Origin of the sequence: Streptomyces sp. NPDC004539, from assembly GCF_040610055.1 — a bacterium.
In the GTDB taxonomy this organism is placed as follows: domain Bacteria; phylum Actinomycetota; class Actinomycetes; order Streptomycetales; family Streptomycetaceae; genus Streptomyces.
Genome location: NZ_JBEXLS010000009.1, coordinates 233,677 through 257,064, shown reverse-complemented (window position 1 = coordinate 257,064; position 23,388 = coordinate 233,677). Strand labels below are relative to the sequence as shown.

Annotated in this window: 19 protein-coding genes; 12 read left to right on the top strand and 7 right to left on the bottom strand. The window is 71.3% G+C overall.

Annotated elements, in window-relative coordinates; translation table 11 throughout:
• Position 1: 1 nt before the first annotated feature.
• The 3 genes from ABZX85_RS21065 (at position 2) to ABZX85_RS21055 (ending at position 2,575) form a co-directional block, all read left to right on the top strand.
• A complete protein-coding gene (locus ABZX85_RS21065; RefSeq protein WP_355870548.1) occupies positions 2–1,126 on the top strand; it encodes a serine hydrolase domain-containing protein in 1,125 nt (374 codons plus the stop codon).
• 84 nt (positions 1,127–1,210) lie between these two features.
• A complete protein-coding gene (locus ABZX85_RS21060) occupies positions 1,211–1,534 on the top strand; it encodes a putative quinol monooxygenase (RefSeq protein ID WP_355870545.1) in 324 nt (107 codons plus the stop codon).
• A 24-nt stretch (positions 1,535–1,558) separates the two neighbouring features.
• On the top strand, positions 1,559–2,575 hold the full coding sequence (locus tag ABZX85_RS21055) for an alcohol dehydrogenase catalytic domain-containing protein (protein ID WP_355870542.1): 1,017 nt from the start codon (positions 1,559–1,561) through the stop codon (positions 2,573–2,575).
• A 124-nt stretch (positions 2,576–2,699) separates the two neighbouring features.
• On the opposite strand, the gene ABZX85_RS21050 is transcribed toward ABZX85_RS21055, so the two are convergent.
• Positions 2,700–4,307 carry a DHA2 family efflux MFS transporter permease subunit gene (locus ABZX85_RS21050; RefSeq protein ID WP_355870539.1) on the bottom strand — a complete coding sequence of 536 codons (1,608 nt, stop codon included), beginning with the start codon at positions 4,305–4,307 and terminating at the stop codon, positions 2,700–2,702.
• Positions 4,308–4,502: 195 nt separating this feature from the next.
• Here ABZX85_RS21050 and betA point away from each other — a divergent pair, with 195 nt between their 5' ends.
• A complete protein-coding gene (gene betA / locus ABZX85_RS21045; RefSeq protein ID WP_355870536.1) occupies positions 4,503–6,185 on the top strand; it encodes a choline dehydrogenase in 1,683 nt (560 codons plus the stop codon).
• A gap of 51 nt (positions 6,186–6,236) precedes the next feature.
• Here betA and ABZX85_RS21040 read toward each other — a convergent pair whose 3' ends face one another.
• Positions 6,237–6,395 carry a hypothetical protein gene (locus ABZX85_RS21040; protein ID WP_355870533.1) on the bottom strand — a complete coding sequence of 53 codons (159 nt, stop codon included), beginning with the start codon at positions 6,393–6,395 and terminating at the stop codon, positions 6,237–6,239.
• Positions 6,396–6,485: 90 nt separating this feature from the next.
• Complete coding sequence (gene purU, locus ABZX85_RS21035; protein ID WP_355870531.1) at positions 6,486–7,358, bottom strand: formyltetrahydrofolate deformylase; 873 nt, start codon at positions 7,356–7,358, stop codon at positions 6,486–6,488.
• Between the two features lie 236 nt (positions 7,359–7,594).
• On the opposite strand from purU, the gene ABZX85_RS21030 reads away from it, so the two are divergent.
• The 6 genes from ABZX85_RS21030 (at position 7,595) to ABZX85_RS21005 (ending at position 16,603) form a co-directional block, all read left to right on the top strand.
• A complete protein-coding gene (locus tag ABZX85_RS21030) occupies positions 7,595–9,064 on the top strand; it encodes an aldehyde dehydrogenase family protein (protein WP_355870528.1) in 1,470 nt (489 codons plus the stop codon).
• A 31-nt stretch (positions 9,065–9,095) separates the two neighbouring features.
• Positions 9,096–10,172: a glycine betaine/L-proline ABC transporter ATP-binding protein gene (locus ABZX85_RS21025; RefSeq protein ID WP_355870525.1), complete on the top strand. Its 1,077-nt coding sequence runs from the start codon at positions 9,096–9,098 to the stop codon at positions 10,170–10,172.
• Entirely contained in the window at positions 10,169–12,148 is a 1,980-nt protein-coding gene (locus tag ABZX85_RS21020) for an ABC transporter permease subunit (protein ID WP_355870522.1), read from the top strand. The genes ABZX85_RS21025 and ABZX85_RS21020 overlap by 4 nt, the downstream gene beginning before the upstream one ends.
• The gene (locus ABZX85_RS21015) at positions 12,145–13,104 is read left to right on the top strand and encodes an ABC transporter substrate-binding protein (RefSeq protein WP_355870519.1); all 960 of its coding nucleotides are present in this window, start codon (positions 12,145–12,147) and stop codon (positions 13,102–13,104) included. The genes ABZX85_RS21020 and ABZX85_RS21015 overlap by 4 nt, the downstream gene beginning before the upstream one ends.
• Positions 13,105–13,298: 194 nt before the next feature.
• Positions 13,299–15,737, top strand: a complete 2,439-nt coding sequence (locus ABZX85_RS21010) for an FAD-dependent oxidoreductase (protein ID WP_355870516.1) — start codon at positions 13,299–13,301, stop codon at positions 15,735–15,737.
• A gap of 11 nt (positions 15,738–15,748) precedes the next feature.
• Positions 15,749–16,603, top strand: a complete 855-nt coding sequence (locus ABZX85_RS21005) for a bifunctional methylenetetrahydrofolate dehydrogenase/methenyltetrahydrofolate cyclohydrolase (RefSeq protein WP_355870513.1) — start codon at positions 15,749–15,751, stop codon at positions 16,601–16,603.
• Positions 16,604–16,703: 100 nt separating this feature from the next.
• Here ABZX85_RS21005 and ABZX85_RS21000 read toward each other — a convergent pair whose 3' ends face one another.
• The 3 genes from ABZX85_RS21000 to ABZX85_RS20990 are packed head-to-tail and all read right to left on the bottom strand — an operon-like array spanning position 16,704 to position 18,113.
• Positions 16,704–17,561, bottom strand: coding sequence for a class I SAM-dependent methyltransferase (locus ABZX85_RS21000; protein ID WP_355870510.1), 858 nt, complete (start codon positions 17,559–17,561; stop codon positions 16,704–16,706).
• Between the two features lie 26 nt (positions 17,562–17,587).
• On the bottom strand, positions 17,588–17,932 hold the full coding sequence (locus tag ABZX85_RS20995; RefSeq protein WP_355870507.1) for a VOC family protein: 345 nt from the start codon (positions 17,930–17,932) through the stop codon (positions 17,588–17,590).
• Between the two features lies 1 nt (position 17,933).
• A complete protein-coding gene (locus ABZX85_RS20990; protein WP_355870504.1) occupies positions 17,934–18,113 on the bottom strand; it encodes a CopG family transcriptional regulator in 180 nt (59 codons plus the stop codon).
• A 338-nt stretch (positions 18,114–18,451) separates the two neighbouring features.
• On the opposite strand from ABZX85_RS20990, the gene asnB reads away from it, so the two are divergent.
• On the top strand, positions 18,452–20,293 hold the full coding sequence (gene asnB, locus ABZX85_RS20985; RefSeq protein WP_355870501.1) for an asparagine synthase (glutamine-hydrolyzing): 1,842 nt from the start codon (positions 18,452–18,454) through the stop codon (positions 20,291–20,293).
• A 20-nt stretch (positions 20,294–20,313) separates the two neighbouring features.
• Here asnB and ABZX85_RS20980 read toward each other — a convergent pair whose 3' ends face one another.
• Entirely contained in the window at positions 20,314–21,120 is an 807-nt protein-coding gene (locus ABZX85_RS20980; RefSeq protein WP_355870498.1) for a GNAT family N-acetyltransferase, read from the bottom strand.
• A gap of 140 nt (positions 21,121–21,260) precedes the next feature.
• Between ABZX85_RS20980 and ABZX85_RS20975 the strand changes: the two genes are divergently transcribed.
• Complete coding sequence (locus ABZX85_RS20975) at positions 21,261–23,387, top strand: hypothetical protein (RefSeq protein WP_355870495.1); 2,127 nt, start codon at positions 21,261–21,263, stop codon at positions 23,385–23,387.
• Position 23,388: the final 1 nt, after the last annotated feature.

The following is a 23,388-nucleotide window of genomic DNA, read 5'->3' as shown; positions in this document are numbered from 1 at the left end:
CGTGGCGGAACTCGGCGGCGCGTACGACGCGCGTTTCGCGAAGCTGGCCGAGTCGCTCGCCGCGTCCCTCGACACGGGCGAGGAACTCGGGGCCTCGGTCGCGGTGACGGTCGACGGGGAACCGGTGGTCGACCTGTGGGGCGGCTGGACCGACGTGGACCGGACCGAGCCGTGGCGGCGCGACACGATCACGAACGTCTGGTCGTGCACGAAGACCGTCACCGCTCTCGCGGCGCTGGTGCTGGTCGAACGCGGACTCCTCGACGTGGACGCGCCGGTGGCCCGGTACTGGCCGGAGTTCGCGGCCCACGGCAAGGAGGGCGTACGCGTACGGCATGTCCTCGCGCACACCTCCGGCGTCTCGGGGTGGGAGGCGCCGGTGACCGTCGCCGACATCCTCGACGTACCGGCGGCGACCGCCCGGCTGGCCGCGCAGGCTCCCTGGTGGACCCCGGGCACCGCGTCCGGCTACCACCTGCTCGACTACGGGCATCTGGTGGGGGAGTTGGTCCGGCGGGCCGACGGACGCACACTGGGCCGGTTCGTCGCCGAGGAGATCACCGGGCCGCTCGGCGCGGACTTCCACATCGGGCTGGCCGACACGGAGTTCGGGCGCGTCGCCGACGTCGTACCGCCGCCGGACGTCGTGCCGGACGGCCTCGGGGACGTGGCGCTGAAGACGTTCACCGGTCCGCTCGGCGAGGCTCGGGAGGCGTGGGGTGCGCGCTGGAGGCGGGCCGAGATCGGCGCGGCGAACGGCCACGGCAACGCCCGCTCCCTGGCCCGCGTCCACTCCGTGCTCGCCTGTGGCGGGGCCCTGGACGGTGTACGGCTGCTGTCTCCCCGGACGGCCGGCCTCGCCTTCCGCACCGAGTCCGACGGGATCGACCTCGTGCTCGGAGCGCGTCTGCGGTTCGGGCTCGGGTTCGGGCTGCCGTCACCGGCGGTGGCGTACCTCCCGCGGGGGCGGATCTGCTTCTGGACGGGGTGGGGCGGATCGGTGGTCGTCGTCGACGCCGGGCGGCGGGCGGTGATCTCGTACGTCATGAACCGGATGGGGACGGGGCTGCTCGGGAGCGAGCGGACGAGCCGGTACGTCGGTGCCGCGTTCGAGGGGCTGGGCTGAGGGAGGCGACGGCGGGCGGTCGCGGTCGGCGCGTATAACATCTGTCATGATTATAACGAGTGTCATAGACCTGGAGGGTGGGCCATGTCCGGATCGGTAGTGCTGGTGGCGACGCTGGTCGCGAAGGCGGGGCAGGGAGAGGTGGTGGAGCGGGTGCTGCGGGAGGCGATTCCCGCCGTGCACGCGGAGCCCGGATGCCTGCGGTACGCGCTGCACCGGAAGGCGGGCAGCGCCGACGAGTTCGTCCTCGTCGAGAAGTGGGCGTCGAAGGAGGCGCTGGGCGCGCACATGAAGGGAGCCGCGATGCGGGAGCTGTCCGGTGCGCTGGCGGGCGTGCTCGACAAGCCGCTCGACGCGGTGTTCCTGGAGGAGATCCCGACCGGCGACGCGCCCGCCGCGAGCCTCTGACCGCGGGACAGGAGGAGCATTCCGATGAAGAGCCTGATGTTCGTCGCCCCGGGGCGGCTGCGGTTCGACGAGGTCGACGCGCCCGTCCTCGTCGACGGCACGGACGCGCTCGTACGGCCCCTCGCGGCCACGACCTGCGACCTCGACCACCACGTCATCGCCGACAGGACGCCCTTCTCCGGCTTCGGCCCCTTCCCGCTGGGCCACGAATGCGTGGGCACGGTCGTCGAGACCGGCCCGGACTGCACGGACGTCGCGGTCGGGGACGTCGTCGGCGTCGCCTGGCACATCGCCTGCGGCACCTGCGCGCAGTGCGCGCAAGGGCACCCGGCGCGCTGTCTGCGCCACGGCGACGCGCAGTACGGTCTGCCGGTGAACGGCGCCTGGGGCGGCTGCTTCGACGAGCTGATCCGCGTCCCCTACGCGGACTACAACCTCGTCAGGCTCCCCGCCGGGGCCGACCCCGTGCACCTCGCCTCGATCGGCGACAACCTCGCCCTCGGCTGGGAGACGGTCGTGCCCGCCGTCGCCGGGATCACCGACCCGAAGGTCGCCGTCTTCGGCGGCACCGGCTCCATCGGCCTGTACTGCGTCGACGCCGCCGTCCAGCTCGCGGGCGCCCGCACCGTCTACTACGACGACGACTCGGTCCGGATGGCGGTCGCCGAGCGGCTCGGCGCCGAGGTCCAGGACGTGCACGGCAGACGCGAGAAGGACTTCCACCTCGCCGTGGACGCCAGCTGTGATCCGGAGCGGCTGCGAAAGGCGCTGCTCTCCGTCGTCCCCGAGGGGCGGGTGAACAGCGTCGGCATCTACTTCGAGGACGTCCCGCTGCCGCTGCTCGCGCTCTACCAGCGCGGCGTCCACTTCCACAACGGCAAGGGGCACGCGCGGCCGAGCATGACGCCGACGCTGGAGGCGGTCGCCGCGGGCAGGCTCCGCCCCGAGCTGGTCACCAGCGGGATCTACGCCTGGGAGGAGATCCCGGACGTCCTGACCTCCGGGCGGGCCGGCCACAAACCGGTCTTCGTCCTGGAGTGACGAGGGGCCGCGCGGACCGGTTCTCCGTCTCTTGCCCTTCCGCCGGGCGGGGGCAGGGCGGTGTCGTGGCGTCGGCGTGGAGAGCCGCGGTCAGCCGGTCGACCGCGAGACGGGTGCCCGGTGGTCAGTGCAGGGCGGCCGGCGGTGCCGCGTGGACGTCCGTGTCGTCGCCGCCGTCGTCGGCCGGGGCGGGCTTCTCGTGCCGGAGGGGGAGGAACAGTGACGCGACGAGGGTGAGGACGAGCGCGCCGGCCGCCACCCAGTACGTCGTACGGAAGGCGTCCGCGAGGTCGGACAGTGCGGTGCGCTGGAACGCGTCGCCCAGGCGCCGCGCGGTCTCGGCCGCCCACTCCGGCGGCTGGACCCCGGCGCTCCTGGCGCTCGCCGTCGCGGCGAACGCCTTGAACGCCTCGGACGTGTTCTGCTGGTTCGTCAGGACGACCGACATGACCGCGACCCCGACGGACGCGGCCACCTGCTGGATGACGTTGATGAGGGTCGACCCCCGCGCGACCTGGTGCGAGCGCAGCGTCTTCAGCGCGGAGGTGAACGTCGGCATCATCGAGCCGCCCATCCCGAGGCCCATGACGAACAGGAACAGGATCACCTGCCAGTACGGCGTGTCCGGATCGGTGCTCAGCGCGAGGCCCCCGATGCCGACGAGGATCGCGACCATGCCGACCGGCACGATCCGCCCGACGGGCACCTTGTCGGCGAGCATCCCGGCGATCGGCATCGTCACCATCGCGCCGATGCCCTGCGGCGCCACCAGGAGCCCGGCCTTGAGGACGTCCTCGCCGCGCACCTGCTGGAAGTAGGTCGGGACGAGGAGCATCGCGCCGAAGAACGACCCGGCGAACAGGAACATGACGACGGTCGCCACGGTCAGGTTGCGGTCCCGGAACAGCCGCAGGTCCAGCAGCGGGTGCTCGGGGCGGAACGCCCAGCCGACGAACCCCGCGATCAGGGCCACCCCGAGGAGGCCGGGCACCAGGACCTTCGTGGCGGCCACGGTGCCCTCGCCGGGGATGGAGGAGACGCCGTACAGGAACAGCGCGAGCCCGGGGGACATGAGGAGCATGCCGACGACGTCGAAGGTCTCGCTCGGCTCCGGGGCGTCCTTGGGGAGTACGAGCACGGCGTAGACGATCGCGACGATCCCGAGGGGCAGGTTGATCAGGAAGATCCAGTGCCAGGAGACCGAGTCGATGAGCCAGCCGCCGAGGATCGGCCCGGCGATCGGGCCCAGCAGCATCGGGACGCCGAGGATCGCCATCAGCCGGCCCATCCGCTTCGGCCCGGCCGCCTTCGTCATGATGGTCATGCCGACCGGGACGAGCATGCCGCCGCCCAGCCCCTGGATGACCCGGAAGCCGATCAGCGCCTCGATGTTCCAGGCGAACGCGCACAGGATCGAGCCCAGCGTGAACAGCGTGAGCGCGGCGAGGTAGAGGCGTTTCGTGCCGAACCGGTCCGCCGCCCAGCCGGTGACGGGGATGACGGCGGCCAGCGCCAGCGTGTATCCGGTGATGGTCCAGGCGACGGTCGAGTAGGCGTCCACGTCGAAGGCGGTGAGGAACGTCGGGAGGGCGACGTTCACGACCGTCGTGTCCAGGATGGCCATGATCATGGCGAGGACGACGGCTCCGGCCACCTTGAGGACGTCGCCGGTGATCCGGTCGTCGTCCCCGATGCCGCCGGCGACCTCGGTGCCCTCGGTGAGTTCACTCATGCGCGTCACGCTAGGGCCAAGGTTCGGGGCGCCACCACCGTCGGGTACGGGGAAGTTTCGCCGGAGTGGGGGCGTCCGCCGGCAACACGGCCGTAGCAAAGTCGTTCCAAGTTGCGCTTACCGCAACCTGGTGCGTATAGCGCGACCAGCACTAGCATTCCCGGCGTACCAACGGCGCGAGGGAGACGAGGCACCATGGCAACATCCCACTACGACTTCGTCATCGTCGGCGGCGGCTCGGCAGGCAGCGCACTGGCGAACCGCCTCTCCGCGAATCCGGCGAACCGGGTCCTGGTCCTGGAGGCGGGGCGCAGCGACCACCCCTGGGACGTCTTCATCCACATGCCCGCCGCGCTGACCTACCCGATCGGCAGCCGGTTCTACGACTGGAAGTACGAGTCCGAACCCGAGCCCCACATGGGCGGCCGGCGCGTCTACCACGCGCGAGGCAAGGTCCTCGGCGGGTCCTCCAGCATCAACGGCATGATCTTCCAGCGCGGCAACCCCCTGGACTACGAGCGCTGGGCCGCCGACCCCGGCATGGAGACCTGGGACTACGCGCACTGCCTGCCCTACTTCCGGCGTATGGAGAACTGTCTCGCCGCCGACCCCGACGACCCCTTCCGGGGCCACGACGGTCCCCTCGTCCTCGAACGCGGGCCCGCCACCAACCCGTTGTTCACCGCCTTCCAGAAGGCCACGGAGGAAGCCGGCTATGCCCCCACCGACGACGTCAACGGCTACCGGCAGGAGGGCTTCGCCAAGTTCGACCGCAACGTCCACCGCGGCCGGCGCCTCTCCGCGTCCAAGGCGTACCTGAAGCCCGTCCGCAAGCGCCCCAACCTCACCGTGAAGACACGGGCGTTCGTCACCCGCGTCCTCTTCGAGGGCAAGCGCGCGGTCGGCGTCCAGTACCAGCACGGCGGCAGGGGCCCCCTGCGCAGCGTCCGTGCCGCGGAGGTGATCCTGTGCGGCGGGGCCATCAACTCCCCCCAGCTCCTCCAGCTCTCGGGCGTCGGCAACGCCGAGGAGCTGAGCGCGCTCGGCATCGACGTCGTACACGATCTGCCCGGCGTCGGGGAGAACCTCCAGGACCACCTGGAGGTGTACGTGCAGTACGCCTGCAAGCAGCCCGTCTCCATGCAGCCGTACATGGCGAAGTGGCGGGCGCCCTTCATCGGGCTCCAGTGGCTGTTCCGCAAGGGCCCCGCCGCGACGAACCACTTCGAGGCGGGCGGGTTCGCGCGCAGCAACGACGACGTCGACTACCCCAACCTGATGTTCCACTTCCTGCCGATCGCCGTGCGCTACGACGGCTCCTCGCCGGCCGGCGGGCACGGCTACCAGGTCCACGTCGGGCCCATGTACTCCGACGCGATCGGCTCGGTGAAGATCAAGAGCCGCGACCCCCGTGACCACCCCGCCCTCCGCTTCAACTACCTCTCCACGGAGCAGGACCGCCGCGAGTGGGTCGAGGCGATCCGGGTGGCCCGCAAGCTCCTCAGCCAGCCCGCGCTCGACCCCTACAACGACGGCGAGGTCTCCCCCGGCGCCGCCGTCGCCTCCGACGAGGAGATCCTCGCGTGGGTCGCGAAGGAGGGCGAGACGGCCCTCCACCCCTCCTGCACCTGCAAGATGGGCACGGACGAGATGTCGGTCGTCGACCCCACGTCGATGCGCGTCCACGGCGTCGAGGGCCTGCGCGTCGTCGACGCCTCGGTGATGCCCTACGTCACCAACGGCAACATCTACGCCCCGGTCATGATGATCGCCGAGAAGGCCGCCGACCTGATCCTCGGCAAGGACCCCCTGCCGGCCTCGGACGCGGCGTACTACCGCCACCGGGACGCCCAGCGGGCCGAGAAGCAGGCAGGCTAGCCGTATACGACGAGAAGCGGGCCGAGCCGCAAGTGCGGCTCGGCCCACGGGTCAGCCGTCGTCCCGCCTTCCCGGCACCAGCACGGCCAGCGTGCTGCGCGCCTCACGCCGCAGGGCGCGGTCGCGGGAGAACGTGGCGGTGAGGGCGATGAGCGAGACGGTGCAGCCGTAGAAGACGGCGGCGATGGTGGAGAGGAGCCCGACGGACACCGGGCACGCACCCTTCTTCCCCCGTGAGGCCCGCCGCTTCGTCGAGGGCGGGCGCCGATGCGTCCCCCGAAGGATAAGGGGACACGTCGCTCAGCGGAACACCACCGTGCGGTTCCCGTCCACCATCACCCTGCTCTCGCTGTGCCACTTCACCGCGTGGGCCAGCACCTGTGCCTCCACGTCCCGGCCGACCGTCACCAGGTCGCCGGGGGCGAGGGAGTGGTCGACGCGGATGACGTCCTGTTCGATGATCTGGCCCTCGTCGAGGTCGGAGGTGACGTAATGGGCGGTCGCGCCGACCAGTTTGACGCCACGGGTGTGCGCCTGGTCGTAGGGGCGGGCGCCCTTGAAGCTGGGCAGGAAGGAGTGATGGATGTTGATCGCGCGGCCCTCCAGCTCCTTGCAGAGGTCGTCGGAGAGGACCTGCATGTAACGGGCCAGTACCACCAGATCGACGTCGAGATCACGCACGAGCTCCAGCAGCCGCGCCTCCGCCTCGGGTTTGGTCTCCTTGGTCACCGGGATGTGGTGGAAGGGGACGCCGTAGCTCTCGGCGAGCCCCTCGAAGTCGCGGTGGTTGGAGACGATCGCCGGGATCTCGATGTTCAGCGCGCCCGAACGCCCCCGGAAGAGGAGGTCGTTGAGGCAGTGCCCGAACCTGGAGACCATGATCAGCGTACGGGTCGGCGTCGCGGCGTCCCGCAGTGTCCAGGTGAAGTTGTACGCCTGCGCGACGGGCCCGAACCGCAGCCGCAGCCCGTCCAGATCGCTCGCCGGGTCCGAGACGTCGAAGTGGACCCGCATGAAGAACCGGCCTTTGAGCCGGTCGTCGAACTGCTGGCTCTCCAGGATGTTCCCGGAGTTGCGGACGAGGAACCCGCTCACGGCGTGGACCAGTCCGGCGCTGTCGGGGCAGGAGACGGTGAGGACGAACTCACGGCCGGATTGCGGACGAGGTGACATACAGCGACCTCCGTTGATGCGTATCACACAACGCGGTGAGCGATACGCAACATGGTCGGCTCGGGGCGGAGGGAGGTCAAGGGCGCTGGGGCAACTGCCCGGTTGGCGAAATCGTCACCGGCGAACCCCTTGACGACGCCCTGGCAGTTCGTCACTGTGTTCCACCACAAGCAATCAGATGCACTATGCGCAACGAATCTCGATACGGGGCATTTCCTTCCGGAAGGGCACGGCGCGTGGCAGACCTGTACGTGGACGGCGAGTGGCGGGATTCGGCCGCCGGAGGCCGCCGTGAGATCCGATGTCCCGCCGACGGCTCGCTCGTGGCGAGTGTCGCGGAGGCGACCCGCGCCGACACGGAAGCGGCGATCGCCGCCGCCCGCCGCGCCTTCGACACCGGCCCCTGGCCCCGCACCCCGGAGCGCGACCGGGGCGCCGTCCTGCTGCGCACCGCCGACCTGATCGAGCGGGACGCCAAGGAGTTCGCCCGCGCCGAGTCCCTCGACACCGGCAAACGGCTGGTGGAGAGCGAGTACGACATCGCCGACGTCGTCTCCTGCCTGCGCTACTACGGCGGCCTCGCCGGCACCTCCGCCGGCCGCGTCATCGACACCGGCCGCGACGACGCCATCAGCCGCGTCGAGTACGCCCCGGTCGGCGTCTGTGGACTGATCACCCCCTGGAACTACCCGCTGCTGCAAGCCAGTTGGAAGGTCGCCCCGGCGCTCGTCGCGGGCAACACGCTCGTCCTGAAGCCCAGCGAGCTGACCCCCTCCACCGCGATCCTCCTCATGCGCGCCCTCGAAGAGGCCGGCCTCCCTGCGGGCGTCGCCAACCTCGTCCTCGGCGCGGGCGCCGAGGCGGGCGCCCCCCTCGCGGACCACCCCGACGTCGACCTGGTCTCCTTCACCGGTGGCCTGGAGACCGGCAAGCGCGTCATGGCGAGCGCCGCCGCGACCGTCAAGAAGACGGCCCTGGAACTCGGCGGCAAGAACCCCAACGTGGTGTTCGCCGACGCCGATTTCGAGACGGCCGTCGACTTCGCGCTCACCGCCGTCTTCCTCCACTCCGGCCAGGTCTGCTCGGCCGGCGCCCGCCTGATCGTCGAGGACTCGCTGCACGACCGCTTCGTCGACGAGGTCGTCCGCAGGGCCCGGCTGATCCGCCTCGGCGGCCCGTTCGACGCGGACGCCGAGACCGGCGCCCTGATCTCCGCCCAGCACCTCGCGAAGGTCGAGGCGTACGTCGCGGCGGGGATCGCCGAGGGCGCCGTGCTGCGCTGCGGCGGCGAACGCCCCGCCGACCCCGCGCTCGCGGGCGGCTTCTACTACCCGCCGACCGTCCTCGACGCCTGCACCCAGGACATGCGCGTCGTGCACGAGGAGTCCTTCGGCCCCGTCCTCACCGTGGAGCGCTTCACCGACGAGGACGACGCCGTACGCATCGCGAACGACACGGAGTTCGGGCTCGCGGGGGCGGTGTGGACCGAGGACGCCGGGAAGGCGCAGCGGGTCGCCCGGCGGCTGCGCCACGGCACCGTGTGGATCAACGACTACCACCCTTATGTGCCGCAAGCGGAATGGGGTGGCTTCGGGCGCTCGGGAGTGGGCCGGGAGTTGGGACCGACCGGCCTCGACGAATACCGGGAGCCCAAACACATCTGGCAGAACATCCGACCCCGGCCCCAGCGCTGGTTCAGCGGCTGAAGCGCCGGGACACCTGAAAAGAGGTCCGACTGTGCTCCCCACACAGACTGAGGTGCCGCAGCGGCGCGGCACACCCGAGGACTCGGACGGAACCCCGGTCATCTCCGTACGTGACCTGTGGAAGGTGTTCGGACCGAAGGCCGACCAGGTCCCCGGCTCCGAGGAACTGAGCGGCCTCGGCCGCCGCGAGCTCATGGACCGCGCCGGCTGCACCGCCGCCGTCCGGGACATCAGCTTCGACGTGGCCCCCGGCGAGGTCTTCGTCGTCATGGGCCTGTCCGGCTCCGGCAAGTCCACCCTCGTGCGATGTCTCACCCGGCTGATCGAACCCACCTCCGGCGAGGTCGTCTTCGAGGGCGAGAACATCCGCGACGCCGACCCCGCCCGGCTGCGCGAGCTGCGCCGCCGCAAGTTCTCCATGGTCTTCCAGCACTTCGGGCTGCTGCCGCACCGCAAGGTCGTCGACAACGTCGCCTTCGGCCTGGAGATACGCGGCGCCGGGCGTGCCGAACGCGTCAAACGGGCCCTGGAGGTCGTCGAGCTGGTCGGCCTCTCGGGGTACGAGAACTCCTACCCCGACCAGTTGTCCGGCGGCATGCAGCAACGCGTCGGCCTGGCCCGGGCGTTGGCGGGCGACCCCGAGGTGCTGTTCTTCGACGAGCCGTTCTCCGCGCTCGACCCGCTGATCCGCCGGGACATGCAGAGCGAGGTCGTCCGGCTGCACCACGAGGTCGGCAAGACCATGGTGTTCATCACCCACGACCTCTCCGAGGCCCTCAAGCTCGGCGACCGCATCCTCATCATGCGCGACGGCAAGATGGTCCAGTGCGGCACCGGCGACGAACTCGTGGGCGCCCCGGCGGACGACTACGTCCGCGAGTTCGTCCAGGACGTGCCGCGCGGGGACGTCCTCACCCTGCGCTGGATCATGCGCCCCAAGCAGGACGACGACGACCTCGACGGCCCCGAACTCGGCCCCGACGTCGTCGTGCGCGAGGCCACCCGGGCGGTGCTCGCCGCCGACAAGCCCGTGAAGGTCGTCGAGAACGGCAAGCTGCTCGGGATCGTCGGCGACGACGAGATCCTCGCGGTGGTGGCCGGGCGATGACGACGACCCTGGAGAAACCCCCAACACCCCTGCAACCCGAACCGGTTGACACGCCGTCAGCCCAGTGGCTGACCCGGCCCCGGGCGGTCGCGGCCGTTCTCGTGGGATGGCTGCTGCTGTTCGCCGTGCTCAAGGGGAAGCAGACGCTGTCCCTCGCCGCGGCCGACCTCACCGACCTGCACCGCTGGTTCAACGACGTCAACGACTCCGTCGGCGCGAACCGCGACTCCAACCCGCTCTTCCTGTACTTCTTCAACGACATCCGCTCGGCGATCGACCATCTCGTGGTCTTCGTCCAGGAGTTGATCTCCCAGCCGCCGGACGGCCGGCCCGTCCCGCAGATCGGCTGGTTCGGGGTCGTCGGGATCGTCGCCCTCGTCTCGTGGGCCGTGGGCAACTGGCGGGTCGCGCTGCTCGCGGCGGCCGGCTTCACCTTCCTCGGGCTCCAGGGCCTGTGGCAGGAGAGCATGGACACCTTCGCGCTCACCCTGTCGGCCGTGCTCCTCGCCCTCCTCATCGGCATCCCGCTGGGTGTCTGGGCGGGCGTCTCCGACCGGGTGAACCGCGTCCTGACGCCGTTCCTCGACTTCATGCAGACGATGCCGACCTTCGTCTACCTCGCCCCGCTGACCCTGTTCTTCCTCATCGGCCCGGCCTCCGCGACCATCGCCACCCTCATCTACGCGGCGCCGCCCGCGATCCGCATCACCGCCCACGCCATCCGCGCGGTCCCCCCGACGACCGTCGAGGCCGCCGAGTCCCTGGGCGCGACCAGGAGCCAGGCACTGCGCAAGGTGCTGCTGCCGATGTCGCGCCGGACCGTCGTCATGGGCGTCAACCAGACCATCATGGCCGCCCTCGCCATGGTCACCATCGCCGCCCTCATCGACGCGCCCGGCCTCGGCAAGACCGTCGTCCAGGCCCTCCAGTCCCTCGACGTCGGCACGGCCTTCAACGCCGGGCTCGCCATCGTCGTCCTCGCGATCGTCCTGGACCGCGTCACCACGGCCGCCGCCGAACGGGGGCGTTCTTCGTGGAAGTGGCGTCCCCACCTCCTCGCGGCCGGTACGGCGGGCGTCGCCGTCATGGTCTACCTGTCCCACACCTACGTCTGGGCCGCCCAGTTCCCGGGCAGCGGGCAGACCGGCGAGAAGATCGCGAACGCCGCCGACTCGGCGACCACCTGGGCGCAGGACAACCTCTCCGGACTGACCAACGGCTTCCGGGACGCCGTCACCACCGGCCTCCTCAACCCCTTCCAGACGCTGCTCACCGACTCCCCGTGGTGGCTCGTCGGCGCGGCCCTCGTCGGCGTCGGCGCGATCCTCGGCGGCCTGCGGGCCGGGATCACGGCGGCGGTCTGCGTGGGGCTGCTGATCGGTACGGGGCTGTGGTCGGACTCCATGACGACGCTCGCCTCCACGGCCGTCGCGACCGTCATGGTGATGCTCCTCGGTGTCGTCTTCGGCGTCTGGATGGGCCGCAGCCGCACCGCGGACCGCGTCCTGCGCCCCACCCTCGACGCGGCGCAGGTCATGCCGGCGTTCGTCTACCTGGTGCCGTTCCTCGCGCTGTTCGGCGCGACCCGGTTCACGGCGATCGTCGCCGCCGTGGTGTACGCCGCCCCCGTCGCCATCAAGATCATCGCGGACGGGGTGCGCAACGTCCCCGAGGCGACCGTGGAGGCGGCGACCTCGGCCGGCGCCGGGACCTGGCAGCTCGTCACCAAGGTCCAACTTCCCATGGCTCGGGGCGCGTTGACCCTCGCCACCAACCAGGGGCTGATCTACGTCCTGTCGATGGTCGTCGTCGGCGGCCTCGTCGGCGCGGGCGCCCTCGGCTACGACGTCGTCGCCGGTTTCTCGCAGGGCCAGCTGTACGGCAAGGGGCTCGCCGCCGGGCTCGCGATCGTGCTGCTCGGCGTCATGTTCGACCGGATCACCCAGGCCGCCGCGCGGAGGAGCACGACTCGATGACACGACAGAGGCGGGCCGGGCTCGGTGCCGTGGCGCTCTCCCTCAGCCTCACCGCCGGGTGCGGGTGGGCGAAGGTCAGCGACATGGCCCCGGCGGCGGGGTCCCACGGCACCTGCGGCACCTTCAACCTCGCGGTCAACCCGTGGGTCGGCTACCAGGCGGACGCGGCGGTCGTCGCGTACGTCGCGGCCAACGACCTGGGCTGCAAGGTCGTCCAGAAGGACCTCAAGGAGGAGATCGCCTGGCAGGGCTTCGGGACCGGTGAGGTGGACGCCGTCCTGGAGAACTGGGCGCACGACGACCTCAAGAAGAAGTACATCACCGACCAGAAGACGGCCGTCTCGGCGGGTTCCACGGGCAACGAGGGCGTGATCGGCTGGTACGTCCCGCCGTGGCTGGCCAAGGCCCACCCCGACATCACGAACTGGGAGAACCTCAACAAGTACGCCGCGAACTTCAAGACCTCCGAGTCCGGCGGCAAGGGCCAGCTCCTCGACGGCGACCCCTCCTACGTCACCAACGACGAAGCGCTCGTGAAGAACCTCAAGCTGAACTTCAAGGTGGTGTACGCGGGCAGCGAGACCGCGCTGATCCAGGCGTACCGCAAGGCCGAGAAGAACAAGGAATGGGTGATCGGCTACTTCTACGAGCCGCAGTGGTTCATGACGGAAGTCCCGTTGGTGAAGGTCGACCTGCCCGCCTACAAGGCCGGTTGTGACGCGAACGCCGAGAAAATCGCCTGTGACTACCCCCTCTACGACCTCGACAAGATCGTCAGCGCCCGGTTCGCGAAGTCCGGGTCGCCCGCCTACGACCTCGTGAAGAAGTTCCACTGGACCAACGACGACCAGAACATCGTCGCCAAGTACATCGCCGTGGACCGGATGACCCCGGAGGCGGCGGCGAAGAAGTGGGTCGAGGCGAACCGGGCGAAGGTGGACGCCTGGCTGAAGTAGACGCCGTCGGGACGCCCGGTGGGCGGTGCGCTCAAGTGCGCGCCGCCCACCGGGCATTGCCGTTTTCCGGGGGCCTTGCGCGCGGGTTCCCGCGAGGTCACCGGCCCTCTTGACACCCCCTTGCGCGCCGGGCACATTGAGTTGCGCAACCTGAAGTCTGTTGCGTAAAAAGCAACTCAATCGGAGGTGCGGCGATGACGGGACCCCGGGTGGTCATCATCGGAGCAGGTGTCGTCGGCGCGGCGCTCGCGGACGAGATCGCGCAGCGCGGGTGGACCGACGTGACGGTGGTCGACCAGGGCCCGCTGCCGGCCACCGGAGGGTCCAGTTCGCACGCCCCGGGACTGGTCTTCCAGGCCAACTCCTCGAAGACCATGACCGAGTTGGCGCGCTACACGGTGGACAAGTTCTGTTCGCTGGACGTCGACGGCCAGCCCTGCTTCCTCCAGGTCGGCGGCCTCGAAGTCGCCACCACCCCCGAGCGCCTCACCGAACTGAGGCGCCGGCACGGCTGGATCACCGCCTGGGGCGTCGAGGCCGAACTGATCGACGCGGACGCCTGCGTCGCCAAGCACCCCCTCCTGGACCGCTCCCGCGTCCTCGGCGGCCTCCACGTCCCCACCGACGGCCTCGCCAAGGCCGTCCTCGCCGTCGAGGCCCAGATCCGCCGGGCCACCGCGAACGGCGTCCGCTTCCTCGACCGGCACGAGGTCCTCGACATCCTCCAGGACGCCGGCCGCGTCACCGGCGTCCGCACCGACCGCGGCGACCTCGACGCCGACATCGTCGTGTGCTGCGCCGGCATCTGGGGCCCGAAGATCGCCCGCATGGCCGGGATGAACCTCCCCCTCACCCCGCTCGCCCACCAGCTCGCCTGGACCGGCCCGGTCCCCGCCCTCGCCGGGCAGACCGAGGAGGCGGTCCGCCCGATCCTGCGCCACCAGGACGCCGACCTCTACTACCGCGACCGCTACGACGGCCTCGGCATCGGCTACTACGGCCACCGCCCCATGCCGGTCTCCGCCGACGACATCCTCACCTTCGACGACGACCGGCCCATGCCGTCCGTCCTGGAGTTCACCGAGGACGACTTCGCCGACGCCTGGACCGAGACGCAGTCCCTGCTGCCCGCCACGAAGGACACCAAGGTCGACGAGGGCATCAACGGCCTGTTCTCCTTCACCACCGACAACTTCCCGCTGCTCGGACAGTCGCCGGACGTCAAGGGCTTCTGGGTCGCCGAAGCCGTGTGGGTGACGCACTCGGCGGGCGTCGGCCGCGCGATGGCCGAGTGGCTCGTCGACGGCTACTGCTCCTCTTTCGACCTCCACGAGTGCGACGTCAACCGCTTCGAGCCGCACCAGCTCACCCCGGAGTACGTCCTCGCCCGCGACTGCCAGAACTTCGTCGAGGTCTACGACATCCTCCACCCCCTCCAGCCCTCCGGAGACCCCCGCCCGATCCGCACGAGTCCGTTCTTTGCGAGGCAGGAGGCGCACGGCGCGTTCTTCCTGGAGGCGAACGGCTGGGAGCGCCCCCACTGGTACGAGGCCAACTCCGCCCTCCTGGAAGGCCGTTCGATCCCGGTGCCGAACGACTGGGCGGCCCGGTACTGGTCCCCGATCGTCGGCGCCGAGGCGCAGGCCACCCGCGAGACCGTCGCCATGTACGACATGACGGCCCTCAAACGCCTGGAGGTCACCGGCCCCGGCGCGGCGGAGTACCTGGAGCGGCTGACCACCAGCAAGGTCGCCAAGTCGGTCGGCTCGGTGACGTACACGCTGCTCCTCGACCACGACGGCGGCATCCGCAGCGACGTGACCGTGGCCCGCCTCGCTCGCGACCGCTTCCAGATCGGCGCCAACGGCAACCTCGACCTCGACTGGCTCACCCGCCACCTCCCCGCCGACGGCACCGTCCAGGTCCGCGACATCACCGCCGGGACCTGCTGCATCGGCCTGTGGGGACCCCTCGCGCGCAAGGTCCTCCAGCCCCTCACCGACGACGACTTCAGCAACGACGGCCTCAAGTACTTCCGCGCCAAGCAGGCCCACATCGGCAGCGTCCCGGTGACCGCCATGCGCCTGTCCTACGTCGGCGAACTCGGCTGGGAGATCTACACGACCGCCGACCTCGGCCTGAAACTCTGGGACACCCTGCGCCGGGCCGCCGAACCCCTCGGCGGCGTGATCGCCGGCCGCGGCGCCTTCAACAGCCTCCGCCTGGAGAAGGGTTACCGCTCCTTCGGCACCGACATGACCTACGAGCACGACCCCTACGAGGCGGGCGTCGCCTTCGCCGTGAAGCCCGACAAGGGCGACTTCATCGGCAAGGAGCCCCTGGAGCGACGCAGTTCGGACGTCCGGCGCAAGCTGACCTGCCTGACGATCGACGACCCGTACGACGTCGTCCTCGGCAAGGAGCCCGTGTACGACGGGGAGCGCGCCGTCGGGTACGTCACCAGCGCCGCCTACGGCTACACGATCGGCAAGGGCATCGCGTACGCCTGGCTCCCCGCCGAACTCGCCGTGCCGGGAACGGCGTTGGAGATCGGCTACTTCGACCGGCGGGTGGCCGCCGTGGTCGCCGAGGAGCCGCTGTTCGACCCGACCATGTCCCGGCTGCGCGGCTGAGGGGGAACGCGATGACAGCGCGACTGCTCGACGGGAAGGCGACCGCCGCCGCACTCCGGGGCGAACTCGCCGACCGGGTGGCCAAGCTGACCGCGGCGGGGGCCCGGCCGCCCGGTCTCGGCACGGTCCTCGTCGGCGACGACCCCGGCAGCCGTGCGTACGTCGCCGGCAAGCACCGGGACTGCGCGCAGGTCGGGATCGCCTCGATCCGCGTCGACCTTCCGGCGGACGCGAGCCAGGCGCAGGTGGAGGAGGCGGTGGACCGGCTCAACGCGGACCCCGACTGCACCGGCTACATCGTCCAACTCCCGCTCCCCGCACACCTGGACGCGAACGCCGTCCTGGAACGCATGGACCCGGCGAAGGACGCGGACGGCCTCCACCCCGTGAACCTCGGCCGGCTCGTCCTGGGCGTCGACGCGCCTCTGCCCTGCACCCCGCGCGGCGTGGTCGAACTCCTGCGCCGCCACGACGTCCCCCTCGCCGGCGCCCGGGTCTGCGTGATCGGCCGGGGCGTCACCGTCGGCCGGCCCATCGGCCTCCTCCTCACCCGCCGCTCCGAGAACGCCACCGTCACCCTCTGCCACACCGGCACCCAGGGCATGGCCTGGCACGTCCGCGAGGCCGACATCGTCGTGGCCGCCGCCGGCGTCCCCGGCCTCGTCACCCCCGACATGCTCCGCCCCGGCGCGGCCGTCCTCGACGTCGGCATCACCCGCACGGACTCGGGCCTCGTCGGAGACATCCACCCCGACTGCTCCCGCACCGCCGGGTGGATCGCCCCCATGCCTGGGGGAGTGGGGCCGATGACTCGGGCGATGTTGCTGGCGAACGTGGTGGAGGCGGCGGAGAGGAACGCGGCGTGAGGGGGCCGCGGCCGTCGGCGCGATGACGTGGCCGAGGCGGAGTCCACTGGGGGCTGAACCCGGCGCCGGGTTTCTGCGGTGTGAGAGCCCGGTCGCCGGGTCAGGTGGTGGCCAGCAGGAAGCTCTCTCCGCTCGACGGGCGGAGGCTGTCGGCCCGGCCGGTGAACCAGCGCTCGGCGAGCAGGGTCCCCGGGACGTGCCGGGCGTCCTCGAAGCCGGCCGTCCGGGCGAGCGCCAGCATCTCTTCGGGGGTGTAGAAGCTGATGAACGGGGTTCCGGAGGCACGCGCTCCGTCCTCGCTCGTGCGGAGGCCGGGGCGGTCGGTGTCGGCGACGAGGCCGGCCGGGAGCAGGAAGGTCATGGCGAGCGTCGTGCCGGAGGCGAGGCCGGCGATCCGGCGCAGGGTGGCGGCGGTGGTGTCCTTGGTGAGGTACATGCTGACGCCGGTGGAGACGACGAGCGCTGGGCGGGCGGGGTCGAAGCCGGCCTCGGTGAGGTTCTTCAGCCAGTCCTCGTCGGCCTCGAAGTCGACCGGGACCAGATGGAGTCCGGCGGGGACGCCGTAGCCGAGTTCGATCAGGCGGTGGCGCTTCCACGCCTGGGTGCCGGGCTGGTCGATCTCGAAGACGTCCAGGCGGGAGGCGAGTTGGGGGCGGCGCTGGGCGAAGGTGTCCAGACCGGCGCCCAGGACGACGTACTGGGTCACGCCGCTGTCGGCCCGCTCCGCGACCAGGTCCTCGACGAAGCGGGCGCGGGCCACGACGGCCGCCCGGAATCCGGCGGTGGCCCTCGGGTCCATGTCCGGGCGGTCCCGCCAGCCGTCGCCGGGGTCCGCCAGCCGCAGGCCGATCTCGTCCTCGAACACATGCGGGGGTGAGTCGGCCCGGAGATGCAGCGCCCGCCAGAGGGCGGTCCGGACGGCGGTGTTGTCGGGTTCCTCGATCTGCTCGTACGGCATGACGTCCCCTCTCTCGTCGCCCCCCGTCAGTCCCCGGCGGGAGCCTGGAGGCTCCACAGCCGCCCGTCGGGATCGCGGACGGTCATCTCCCTCGTCCCGTAGTGCGTGTCCTCGAACGGCGTGACCACCTCGACGACCGGATCGGCGTCGAACCCCTCCGCGCGCGGCGCCTTGAGCACGATCCGCGTCTGAGGCTCCTGGTCCTCGGGAACCTCCGCGATGAACACGTACGGACTGTCGCCGTTGCGCAGCTGCCCGGAGCTGTGGTCCGTCGCGAACTCCAGCTCGTACCCCAGCTCCTGGAAGAACTTCGCCGCCTTGCCCCAGTTGTGCGTCGTGAGGAACACGGCCTCGATACCTTCGGTCGTCACGTCATGCCTCCTTCTCGGGTGCCCGCTCTTCGTCCCCATGAGCGTCATCGAGGTAGACCCGCAGCGCGTCGGCCACGAGTGCCGACAACGACATGCCCGACTCGATGGCCCGGAACTTGACCTGCTTGATCAGCCCGACCGGCAGGTACACGTTGAACTGTTTGACTCCCTCGTCACTCACGAATCCGATGCTAGCATCCTAGCAAGCTAGGTGTTGCCGTGCGTCGGTGTACGGCGGAGTGTCCGCTGGGTGTGGGGAAGTTTTTGCCCGTGGCCGGTTCTGGGCGGGTGACGGGTGGTGGTGGGTGGGGGCCGGGGTCTGGGGGCGGCAAAGTCGGGCCGGAAACGGGTGGTTGGGGGTGCGGTGTTTGTTACGGGCGTGTTGACCGGGGGTGTGGTGCGGCGGACTCTCGGAGGTGAGTGGTGGTTACAACTTGTTTCCCGGTCGGGCGTGCCTGCCGTGTGTGTTCGCACAGGTGGGGCGGGGGGCCGAGAGGGAATCCGGAGTGGAGGACGGGTATGTGTGGGATCGCTGGATGGGTTTCCTACGGCCGTGAACTGGCGGACGAGGGTGCGGTATTGGATGCGATGACGGAGACGATGGCGTGCCGGGGGCCGGACGACCGGGGGGTGTGGGCCGAGGGGCATGTGGGGCTCGGGCACCGGCGGCTGGCGATCATCGACCTGCCGGGCGGGCGGCAGCCGATGAGTTTCGCGACGGCTCACGGCCATGTCGCGATGGTGTACTCCGGCGAGGCGTACAACTTCACCGAGCTGCGCCGTGAACTCGCCGGCAGGGGGCACCGGTTCACGACCGACTCGGACACCGAGGTCGTCCTGCACGGCTACCTGGAATGGGGCGACGAGGTCGCCGAACGCCTCAACGGCATGTACGCGTTCGCGGTCTGGGACGGCCGCCGGGACGAACTCGTCATGATCCGCGACCGGATGGGCATCAAGCCCTTCTACTACTACCCGACCGACGACGGCGTCCTCTTCGGCTCCGAACCCAAGGCGATCCTGGCCAACCCCCTGGCCCGCCCCCGCGTCACCCTCGACGGCCTGCGCGAACTCTTCACCATGGTCAAGACGCCGGGCCACGCGGTGTGGGACGGCATGGCGGAGGTCGAACCCGGCACGGTCGTCACCGTCGGCCGGGACGGCCTGCGCCGGCGCGTCTACTGGGAGCTGGAGACGAGGCCCCACGCCGACGACCGCGCCACCACGATCGCGACGGTCAGGGAACTCCTCGACGACATCGTCCGCCGCCAGCTCGTCGCCGACGTCCCCCGCTGCACCCTCCTCTCCGGCGGCCTCGACTCCTCCGCGATGACGGCGATAGCGGCCCGCCAACTGGGGGAGCACGGCGAGAAGGTCCGCAGCTTCGCCGTCGACTTCGTCGGCCAGACCGACCGCTTCGTCGCCGACGACCTGCGCGGCACCCCCGACACCCCCTTCGTGCACGACGTCGCCCGCACCGCCCGCACCGAGCACCAGGACATCGTCCTGGACCCCCAGGCCCTGGCCGACCCCGAGATCCGCGCCAAGGTCGTCCGCGCCCGCGACCTGCCCGCCGGCTTCGGCGACATGGACGCCTCGCTGTACCTGCTGTTCCGCGCCATCCGGGGCGAGTCGACGGTCGCCCTCTCCGGCGAGTCGGCGGACGAGGTCTTCGGCGGCTACCTCCAGTTCTTCGACGAACAGGCCCGCCAGGGCACCACCTTCCCCTGGCTCGTCAGCTTCGGCCGCCACTTCGGCCAGGACGCCGAGACCCTGGACCCCGCCCTGCTCACCGCCCTCGACCTCGGCACCTACGTCACCGACGGCCACCGCACCGCCGTCGGCGGCATCCGGCGCCTCGACGGCGAGAGCGACTTCGAGTACGCCATGCGCCGCATGTCCCACCTCCACCTCACCCGGTTCGTCCGCATCCTCCTCGACCGCAAGGACCGCGCCAGCATGGCCGTCGGCCTCGAAGTCCGCGTCCCCTTCTGCGACCACCGCCTCGTCGAGTACGTCTACAACACCCCCTGGGCCCTCAAGTCCTTCGACGGCCGCGAGAAGAGCCTCCTGCGCGAGGCGACCGCCGACGTCCTCCCCAAGTCCGTGTACGACAGGGTCAAGAGCCCCTACCCCTCCACGCAGGACCCCGCGTACGCGACGGCCCTGCGCGCCCAGGCCAAGGACCTCCTCGCCGACCCCGCCCACCCCGTCTTCGACCTCGTCGACAAGGCCCGCCTCCACGACCTCGCCCACCGCACCGACCCCGTCAGCGGCCAGGCCGAACGCCGGGGCCTCGAACGCACCCTCGACCTGGCCGTCTGGCTGGACCTGTACCGCCCCGAACTCGCCCTGAGCTAGCAGCCGTTCAGCACACCGGCTCAGCCCCGGTCCGCCAGCGCCCAGAACGACATCGCCGAGTTCGCCCGGAACCCGATCCTCGGATACACCGGCGCCCCGGCCGCCGTCGCGTGCAGGGTGGCCCGGGTCAGCCCCGTCGCCCGCCCGGCCTCGTACAGCGCCTTCCGCGTCACCGCCTCCCCGTAACCCCGCCGCTCCCGGGCGGGGTCGGTCGCGACGAGGACGACGAACAGCCGGCCGTCCGTCTCGACGACCGCCGCGCACGTCACCGGGACACCGTCCCGCAGCCCCAGATAGGCGTGGACGCCGGTCTTCCACAGGGCGGACCCGGCCAGCCCGTCCCGCCCGTCCGCCGGATCGAAGCCGTACGCCCGGGAGTTGAGGTCCGCGTACGCCGTGAGCTGCTCCTCGTCCCGGACGCGGACGAAGGTCAGCTCGGGGTGGGAGGGCTCGGGGAGCGGCAGCAGGTCGCCGGCCATGCCGGTGCCGGGGAAGGCGTGGACGAGGCCCGCGCGGGCGGCGGCCGGGGCGAGGGCGGCGCGGGCGTCGTCGGCCAGGAGATCCTCGAAGACCCACAGGAACCCGGCCCGCTTCTTCGCCCGCATCACGTCCGCCGCCTCGCCCAGCCGCCGCGCGAGCAGCGCCGGGTCCGTTCCGGTCTCGGTGAGCGTCACGCAGTTCCAGAACAGGAAGCGGCTCTCCGCCCAGCGCACGGCGACCCCCGGCAGATCACGCACGTCGGCGTCCGGACTCCGGTCGAGCACCAACGTCCGCCACCCGGCGGCGAGTTGCTCCATCGACTCGATCGACTCCGTGAGACGGGTCACGATTCTCCTCACAGGCATGAATCCGATATGAATCCGACACCGTCAAGTCAAGCAAACAGAGCGTCAACATCCCGGTATTGGGAGAGAATTGACGTGTTCTCACGGGCACAACACGGCGCACATCTCTCACGGGGGCATGGATGGCGCAACGTGCACTGCACGGCTATGAGCAACTCGTCGACGTCTTCGTACCCACCGCCGTGGGCCTCGGCCCGCGCGGCACGGCCACCGCGCCCGGCCACCCGCACGGCGCCCCCGTCGTCACCGTCCACGGCGGACGCGGCACCGGCAGGACGGCCCTGTGCGAGCAGCTCCACGACGCCTACGTCGGCCGCCTGCACGTCGCGAAGTGGCCCATGCCCGGCGCCCAGCCCGTCGGCATCGCCCCGCCCCCCGACCAGGCCAGCCCCCTCACCTCCCGCCCCCTCGCCGCCCTCGGCTGGCTGGTGCGCGAACTCAACGTCGACGTCCCGAAGTCCGGCCGCATCGAGTTCCCCCGCTTCACCTACGGCCTGATGGCGGCGACGACCCTCTACGAACCCCTCGACACGGAGAGCGCCGACCACACCGACGGCCCCGCCCTCGCCGACCTCCAGCGCCTCGAACACCGGCTGCGCGCACTGGAGGAGGCGCTCCCGGCCGGCGAACGCCCGCTGTGGGACACGCTGGCCGCCTGGGTGTCGGCGGCGATCCCCCTCGTGACGGCGTTCGCGCCGGGACTCGGCCCGGTCGAGGAGCTGCTCCAGCGGATCATCCGGCAGGCGGGGGAGCGGGGCGGCTCCAAACTCGACCAGGCCGCGCTGCGATGGTGGGACGAGGAGCTGCGGGGCCTGCCGGGCTCCGGCATCAGAAAACTCCTCGACTGGGTCTTCCTCAGCCTGCGCCTCCAGGTCCCCGCACAGGCCCGGCAGAGCCTGGAGGAGCACCTCACCGCCGCGTTCCTCGCCGACATCGACGCCCACCACCACCGAAGACACTGGCGCATCCGCCCCCTCCCGCTGATCCTCCTCGACAACACCCACACCCCCACCGGCCGGCGCCTCCTCGACCTCCTGCTGACCGCCTACGCGAAGGCCGGCGGCCCCGACAACGCCCGGGGCGCCCAGGTCGTCCGCCCGGTCGTCGTCGCCACCGCGCTCGACGCCCGCCCCCGGCCTGCCGGCCCCGGCCACCGCCACCCGCTGCGCGTCCCCCAGTTCGACACCCTCACCTGGCAGAGCCCGCGCAGCCACGCCCCCGAAGCCTGGCAGGTCTGGCTCGAAGCCCCCGCCCTGCGCGCCGACAGCATCGCCGGCGCCCTCGGCACCCCCTGCCCGCGCGGCCTGCCCAACCTCGTCGAGCAGATCAGCGCCGGCCGCGCGGGCTGCGCACGCCCCCTGATCGAGGCCGCCCGCGAGAACCTGCGCGGAGGGCGGCGCGCCACCCTGCTGCGGGCCGCGCCCCAGGATCTCGGCACCGCCCTGCTGAGCCTGCCGGCGGCCGGCGCCGACCGGGACGACACGGTCACCGACGCCCTCCTGCGCTACCTCGTCCCCGACCGCGACCTCGTCGGCCCCCTCCTGCCGTGGGCCGTCGCCCTGCGCCCGCAGGACGTCCCCACCACCGAGGCGGCCGACCCCGACCAGTACCACCGCGTCCGCGACCTCCTCAAGGCGGAGCACTGGTACCGCGCCACCTGGCCCGCCGCCCCCGACCCGGCCCCCGCGATCGCCGACCGCACCCTGCGCGAACTCCTCCTGCACCACCTGCGCACCCGCACCACCCCCGGCCACTGGACCGCCCTGCACACCGCCGCCCGCGACCGGCACACCCCCGGCAGCGCCCCCCACCTGCACCACACCCTCGCCCTCGGCCGCCGCGAGGAGGCCGTCGCGGGCCTGCACACCGCGTTCGCGTCGACCGGCCGCCGGGGCTGGCTCGCCGCCGTCCAGACCGTCTGCGCGGCCCCCCACCCCCCGGACGGCTACTCCGCACAGCACCCCGAACCGGCCGCCCTGTGCCCCGCCTGCCCGGGTCCGCACCCCGACGACCGGCACCGCGCGATCGGCCGCCTCCTCGACCTGCTGTGGGGCGTCTCCACGCTCTCCTCCCTCTACACCGACGACCCCGAGAGCCCCGACAACCGGCTGCGCCTGCTGCTCAGCGGGTTCGACGTCGCCTACGAGGACCAGGACCTCGCGACCGCCGACGCCGCCCGCCGCTGGCCCGTCCTGCTCGCCCAGGGGCGGCGGGTCCCCGAACTCCCCATCGCCAGAAGGGAACACTGAC

Excerpts from the sequence above, each read along its gene's own strand:
- ABZX85_RS21060 (WP_355870545.1), top strand. The coding sequence starts at position 1,211 with ATGTCCGGATCGGTAGTGCTGGTGGCGACGCTGGTCGCGAAGGCGGGG.
- ABZX85_RS21055 (WP_355870542.1), top strand. The coding sequence starts at position 1,559 with ATGAAGAGCCTGATGTTCGTCGCCCCGGGGCGGCTGCGGTTCGACGAG.
- ABZX85_RS21050 (WP_355870539.1), bottom strand. The coding sequence starts at position 4,307 with ATGAGTGAACTCACCGAGGGCACCGAGGTCGCCGGCGGCATCGGGGAC.
- betA (WP_355870536.1), top strand. The coding sequence starts at position 4,503 with ATGGCAACATCCCACTACGACTTCGTCATCGTCGGCGGCGGCTCGGCA.
- purU (WP_355870531.1), bottom strand. The coding sequence starts at position 7,358 with ATGTCACCTCGTCCGCAATCCGGCCGTGAGTTCGTCCTCACCGTCTCC.
- ABZX85_RS21020 (WP_355870522.1), top strand. The coding sequence starts at position 10,169 with ATGACGACGACCCTGGAGAAACCCCCAACACCCCTGCAACCCGAACCG.
- ABZX85_RS21015 (WP_355870519.1), top strand. The coding sequence starts at position 12,145 with ATGACACGACAGAGGCGGGCCGGGCTCGGTGCCGTGGCGCTCTCCCTC.
- ABZX85_RS21010 (WP_355870516.1), top strand. The coding sequence starts at position 13,299 with ATGACGGGACCCCGGGTGGTCATCATCGGAGCAGGTGTCGTCGGCGCG.
- ABZX85_RS21005 (WP_355870513.1), top strand. The coding sequence starts at position 15,749 with ATGACAGCGCGACTGCTCGACGGGAAGGCGACCGCCGCCGCACTCCGG.
- ABZX85_RS21000 (WP_355870510.1), bottom strand. The coding sequence starts at position 17,561 with ATGCCGTACGAGCAGATCGAGGAACCCGACAACACCGCCGTCCGGACC.
- asnB (WP_355870501.1), top strand. The coding sequence starts at position 18,452 with ATGTGTGGGATCGCTGGATGGGTTTCCTACGGCCGTGAACTGGCGGAC.
- ABZX85_RS20975 (WP_355870495.1), top strand. The coding sequence starts at position 21,261 with ATGGCGCAACGTGCACTGCACGGCTATGAGCAACTCGTCGACGTCTTC.